Annotated in this window: 6 protein-coding genes; 5 read left to right on the forward strand and 1 reads right to left on the reverse strand. The window is 63.3% G+C overall.

Annotated features, from left to right (window positions below):
* Positions 1–933 (reverse strand): D-aminoacyl-tRNA deacylase (locus WBV42_RS17855; RefSeq protein ID WP_423987222.1); only part of this gene is annotated, 933 nt, incomplete at its 3' end.
* Between the two features lie 78 nt (positions 934–1,011).
* Here WBV42_RS17855 and WBV42_RS17860 point away from each other — a divergent pair.
* The 5 genes from WBV42_RS17860 to WBV42_RS17880 all read left to right on the forward strand — a co-directional run.
* Positions 1,012–1,407 (forward strand): universal stress protein, encoded by a 396-nt coding sequence (locus tag WBV42_RS17860; RefSeq protein WP_423987223.1) that lies wholly within the window; start codon positions 1,012–1,014, stop codon positions 1,405–1,407.
* 126 nt (positions 1,408–1,533) lie between these two features.
* On the forward strand, positions 1,534–2,670 hold the full coding sequence (locus tag WBV42_RS17865; protein WP_423987224.1) for a sodium:calcium antiporter: 1,137 nt from the start codon (positions 1,534–1,536) through the stop codon (positions 2,668–2,670).
* A 79-nt stretch (positions 2,671–2,749) separates the two neighbouring features.
* Positions 2,750–3,874: a sodium:calcium antiporter gene (locus WBV42_RS17870; RefSeq protein ID WP_423987225.1), complete on the forward strand. Its 1,125-nt coding sequence runs from the start codon at positions 2,750–2,752 to the stop codon at positions 3,872–3,874.
* Positions 3,875–3,945: 71 nt separating this feature from the next.
* On the forward strand, positions 3,946–4,758 hold the full coding sequence (locus WBV42_RS17875) for a shikimate dehydrogenase (RefSeq protein ID WP_423987226.1): 813 nt from the start codon (positions 3,946–3,948) through the stop codon (positions 4,756–4,758).
* 26 nt (positions 4,759–4,784) lie between these two features.
* Positions 4,785–5,300, forward strand: a 516-nt coding sequence (locus WBV42_RS17880) for a helix-hairpin-helix domain-containing protein (protein ID WP_423987227.1), incomplete at its 3' end; no start/stop codon positions are given.

The following is a 5,300-nucleotide window of genomic DNA, read 5'->3' on the forward strand; positions in this document are numbered from 1 at the left end:
GAACGGCTCCGTTGCGGCCATCTCACGCGCTTTCTCGCCGAACCGTAGCCCCGACTCCACCGACGACAGTTCCGACTCCAGTTCTTCCACGAGCGCGAGCGGAACGCCCGACACTTCCCGGACCCACGTCTCGCTCACCACGCGGTAGCCGAGGTTGGCGACGACCTCTACGATGTCGTCCGCTTTACCTTCGCAGACGGCGTACTCCGCGCCGCTTCGCTCGAACACCTGTCGGATCGTTTCCGGATGTGCCTCCGGCAATCCCAACGTTTCGAAGTTCCAGTCGGACGCGATATGTCCGACCGCCCAGTCCGTTTCCCTGAGTATTCGCTCGAATCGGGGGGCGTAGTGGCCCCCGCCGAAACCGACCAGTTGGCGCTCCCGGTGAGGGGCGACACCGCGCAGGTCGAGGATGGCGCGGGCGACGGCGCGGGCCGCATCGGGATCGCCCCACTGTTCGTCGTCGCTTCCCAGTTCGACGAACATCGAGGGAACGCCGACTTCGCTCGGCCCGTGGTGGGTGCACTCCATTCCGACGTCGTACCCCTCGGGCGCGTGCTCGTCGAACGCTTCGAGCAGTCGTGCGTGGGCGTTCGGACAGGCCTCGGCCACCGTTCTGTCGGTTCCACCGAACTCCGCCGGGCCGAAGTTGCCCGTGAAGTGGCCCGTCAGCAGCGGGCCGGTGTCTCCCGAATGACGCGAGGCGAACACGAGCATCTCCGGGTCCGAAAACGGTTCGGCGGCGTCCTCGATGTCGAGGTGGAGCGCGTCGAACTCCCGCAGTTCGAACCCGTCAGTTCGGTAGTAAGTGCCACCACCCTCGGCGTCGGGGCGGGATTCGTCTTCATGCACGTTCCACTCGGTTTCGGAGAGCAGGAACTCGCCGATGTGTTCGGAGGCGTAATCGGCCCTGCTGACGACGACGGCAATCACGAACGACCCTCCGGACGCACGGCGAAAAAGTCCGTCGAACCCGGAAAGCGTTAAACCTGGGGGGAAGTGTGTTCCACCATGAAGATCCTCGCTCCAGCCGATGGCTCCGAATGTAGCATGCGCGCGCTCGACTTCGCTATCGAGTTCGCACGACGATACGATGCCGATCTGAGCGTCGTCCACTTCACGGACGTTCGCGGGGAGGATACCGACCGGTTGCAAACGCGGATCGACGAGAAACTGGCCGACTCCGGGGTCGAGAGCGACACGTCCGTGTCGGTGGACGTCCATCTCGCGAGCCTGAAGGTGTCGGACCGGATCGGAAAGGACATCATCGCCGTGGTCGAGGACGACGACTACGACCACGTCGTCATGGGCCACCACGGCACCGGCCGCATCGGGGCGTTCCTCCTCGGAAGCGCCGCGAAGACCGTCCTCGAATCGTGTGACGTTCCCGTGACGACCGTTCCCTGATGCCGCCACCCGTGGTTCTTTCGTCGGGCGAGTTCGGCCAAAAAATCACATCCGGCACAGAGGGAACCACTTAATTAGAGCCATTTTGAAAATACCACCACGATGACCCCGCTATCCTCAGTTCCGATGGCAATTCTACCACCAGTGTGGGAAAATTCCCTCCTGCTCCTCGCATCGTTTCTCCTACTTCTCCTCGGCGCGGAGGTGTTCACCAACGCGGTCGAGTGGCTCGGCCGCCGACTCGGCGTGAGCGAAAGCGCGACGGGGAGCATCCTCGCGGCCGTGGGTACCGCGCTCCCCGAGACGATGATCCCGATCATCGCCGTCTTCGGGAGTGGCGGGGGGACGAAAGCCGCCGAGGAAGTCGGCGTCGGTGCCATCCTCGGTGCGCCGTTCATGCTCGCCACCATCGCCATGTTCCTCGTCGGCGCGAGCGTTCTCTACTTCGGGACGCGCCGGACACACGGTCAGGAGATGTATTTCAACGAGAAGTCCACCCGTCGTGACCTCTCCTTTTTCCTCGTCGGCTACACGCTCGCGTTTCTCGCCGCGTTGATTCCGAACGACACGATTTCCCACGGTATCGGCGCGGTGCTCGTCCTCCTCTACCTGTTCTATCTCTACCGTTCGCTCAAGAGCGGCGAACTGGTCGAGGGAGAGGACTTGGACGACCTGCATCTCGGGTTGATGATCGAGGGAGTCATCGACCGCTTCCCCGGACGGAACACGGACAGTAACCACTCCGGCAACCCTCACTCGGTCCTGGTCGCGGTGCAGACGCTCATCGCGCTCGGCCTCATCATCGGCGGCGCGCAGGTGTTCGTCTCCCAGACGCAGTGGGTCTCCGAGGAGGTGCTCGGCATTCCAACGGCCATCGTCGCGCTCCTCATCGCGCCGCTGGCGACCGAACTCCCCGAGAAGTTCAACAGCATCATCTGGATCTCCCGCGACAAGGACACCCTCGCGCTCGGGAACATCTCCGGTGCGATGGCGTTCCAGGGGACGCTTCCCGTCACGTTCGGCATCCTCTTCACCTCGTGGGACCTCAGTCTTTCGTGGGGAACATCGGGATTCCTGAACGGACTCTCCGCGATCCTGGCGATCGTCAGCGGCGGCCTGCTGTACCTCCGCGCACGCCGGATCAACGGGCAGAAGATGACGGCGCGACCGTTCCTCGTCGGCGGGTTGTTCTACCTGCTGTTCATCGCCATCGTCGTCTACCACGTCGTGGTCCTCGATGTCGGCGGTATCGCAGGTCACTGACCAGTCTGGTCAGATGGAATAGCTTAATTGACCCCCATCGGAACTAAAATCCATAATGTCTCTTCCAGTCACAGGCTATATGCCGCCGCTCGCGCTTTCGGGGTCGTGGACGAAAGGACTGTTACTGCTCGCGTCCTTCGGTCTTCTTCTACTGGGTGCAGAGGTGTTCACGAACGGCGTCGAATGGCTCGGCTATCGCCTCGGTATCTCCGAGAGCGCGACGGGGAGTATCCTCGCCGCAATGGGGACCGCGCTCCCCGAGACCACGATTCCGGTCATCGCCATCTTGAAGGGTGGAGAAGGGGCTTCCGACGTGGGGGTCGGTGCCATCCTCGGTGCACCGTTCATGCTCGCCACCATCGCCATGTTCCTCGTCGGCGCGAGCGTCTACTACTTCGCCGACCGCCGCTCCAACGACACCGACCTTCAGTTCAACCAGGGGTCGACGAAACGCGATTTGACGTTCTTCCTCATCGGCTACTCGCTGGCGTTCATCGCCGCGCTCATCCCCCGAAACACCGAAATCGCCACGGTTCCGATCCGTGACTTCATCGCCATCTTCCTCGTTCTGCTGTATCTCGGCTACCTCTATCTCTCGCTTCGGGCAGGCGAACTCGCGGACGACGACGACATGGACGACCTCCACGTCGGATTGGCCGTCGAAGGAATCCTCGAACGGTTCGGTAGCGGACCCGACAAGGACCACAGTTCCGACCCGCACTTCGTCCTCACGGCGCTTCAAACGCTCATCGCGCTCACCTTCATCGTGATCGGTGCTCGGTTGTTCGTCGACCAAGTGGAGTGGGTGTCGAGTTCCATCGGAATCCCGTACGCCATCGTCGCGCTCATCATCGCACCCATCGCGACGGAGCTTCCGGAAGCGTTCAACAGCGTCCTCTGGCTGGCACGTGACAAGGACACCCTCGCGCTCAACAACATCACGGGCGCGATGGCGTTTCAGGGAACGCTCCCCGTCACTCTCGGTATCCTGTTCACCCCGTGGAACCTGAACCTCACGTGGGGGACGCCGGGATTCCTGAACGCGATTTCCGTGCTGTTCGCCATCGCCGCCGGATGCATCGTCCTTTTCCGCGCCCGCCGCGTCGGCGAGGGAGACTTCAACCCCACGCCGTTCCTCGGAAGCGGCGCCTTCTACGTCGTCTTCCTCGCACTGGCGGTCTACTTCGTCATGCTCGGGGCGTAACCGTCCCCCGACTCGTACACCTCTTGTCCCTTCGACCGTCCGATTAAGTCCCTCCCCTTCCTTTTGCCGCCATGAACGTTTACGGACTGCTCGGCAACCCGGTGGGTCACTCCCGTTCCCCGCCGATGCACGAGGCCGCGTACGACGAACTCGACATGGACGCCCGCTACGTCACCTTCGAACCGGACGCTATCGCCCCGGCGATCGAGGGCGCGAAGGCGCTCGGGATTCGCGGACTGAACGTCACGATCCCGTTCAAGGAGGACGTCCTCGCGCACGTCGAACCCGATTCGCTCGCCGAACGCATCGGCGCGGTGAACACCGTCGATTTCTCCACATCCCCGCCGACGGGTCACAACACGGACGCGGCGGGTGCGCGGCGAGCGTTCGAGCGACACGACGTTTCACTCGACGGGAAATCCGCGGTCCTCGTCGGTGCGGGTGGCGCGGCGCGGGCGGTCGCGTTCATGCTCGCCGACGAGGGTTCGACCGTCGCTATCGCCAATCGGACCGTCGCTCGCGCGACGTCGTTGGCCGATGCGGTGAACGGCGTCGGTGGCGAGGAAACTGCGACGGCACACGGGTTGGACGAACTCCCGGAACTCGTCGCGGACGCGGACGTGCTGGTCAACGCGACGAGCGTCGGGATGGACTCGGACGAGACGCCCGTTCCCGCCGACGCGCTCCACGCCGACCTCGCGGTAATGGACGCCGTGTACAGCCCGCTCGAAACGCGCCTGCTCCGCGAGGCGTCCGCGCGCGGGGCGACGACCATCGACGGCGCGTGGATGCTTCTGTTTCAAGGGGTCGTCGCATTTGAACTATGGACCGGTCGAGATGCACCGGTCAAGCGGATGGACGCCGCCCTGCGAAGACGGCTTTAAGTGAAGGGACTTTGTACAGTCCTGTAATGGGGCTTATCACACGGCTGAAATCGTTGCTCGGTCTTGGCGATGAGCGGTCGAAAACGCGCAACCGTGACAACGGAGTGACAATCGAGCGTGAACCGACCGAGACGAGAGCACAGCCCGACGTGGAATCAGAGAAAGCAGTGAAAGTGTCCGAGGAGTCCCCCGCGGAAGACACGACCGTTTCGACCGAGGAACCGGTCGATACGGGGGAACCGACCGACCATATCGAGGAGGCAGAGCCAGACACAGCCACTGAACCAGACACAACCGCTGAAGCAGACACAGCCACTGAATCCGAGACGACTGCGGAACCAGACACGGCCGCGGAACCGGCGGAGGCGACCGGACCGTCCGCCGAAGCTGGGCAACCGGCACAGACCGAAGCGACCGAACCGGAACCGGAGCCTGACGCCGTTTCGGACGAGGAGGAAGCCGAAGAACCGGAAGCCGAAGAACCGGAAACCGAAGAACCGGAAACCGACGAAACGGTCGAAGAAACGGCGGACGAATCGGAG

The sequence above is a fragment of the Haladaptatus sp. genome, assembly GCF_049589095.1.
Lineage (GTDB): Archaea > Halobacteriota > Halobacteria > Halobacteriales > Haladaptataceae > Haladaptatus.

Coding starts and splice junctions, on each gene's coding strand:
- WBV42_RS17860 (WP_423987223.1), top strand. CDS start 1,012: ATGAAGATCCTCGCTCCAGCCGATGGCTCCGAATGTAGCATGCGCGCG.
- WBV42_RS17875 (WP_423987226.1), top strand. CDS start 3,946: ATGAACGTTTACGGACTGCTCGGCAACCCGGTGGGTCACTCCCGTTCC.
- WBV42_RS17870 (WP_423987225.1), top strand. CDS start 2,750: ATGCCGCCGCTCGCGCTTTCGGGGTCGTGGACGAAAGGACTGTTACTG.
- WBV42_RS17865 (WP_423987224.1), top strand. CDS start 1,534: ATGGCAATTCTACCACCAGTGTGGGAAAATTCCCTCCTGCTCCTCGCA.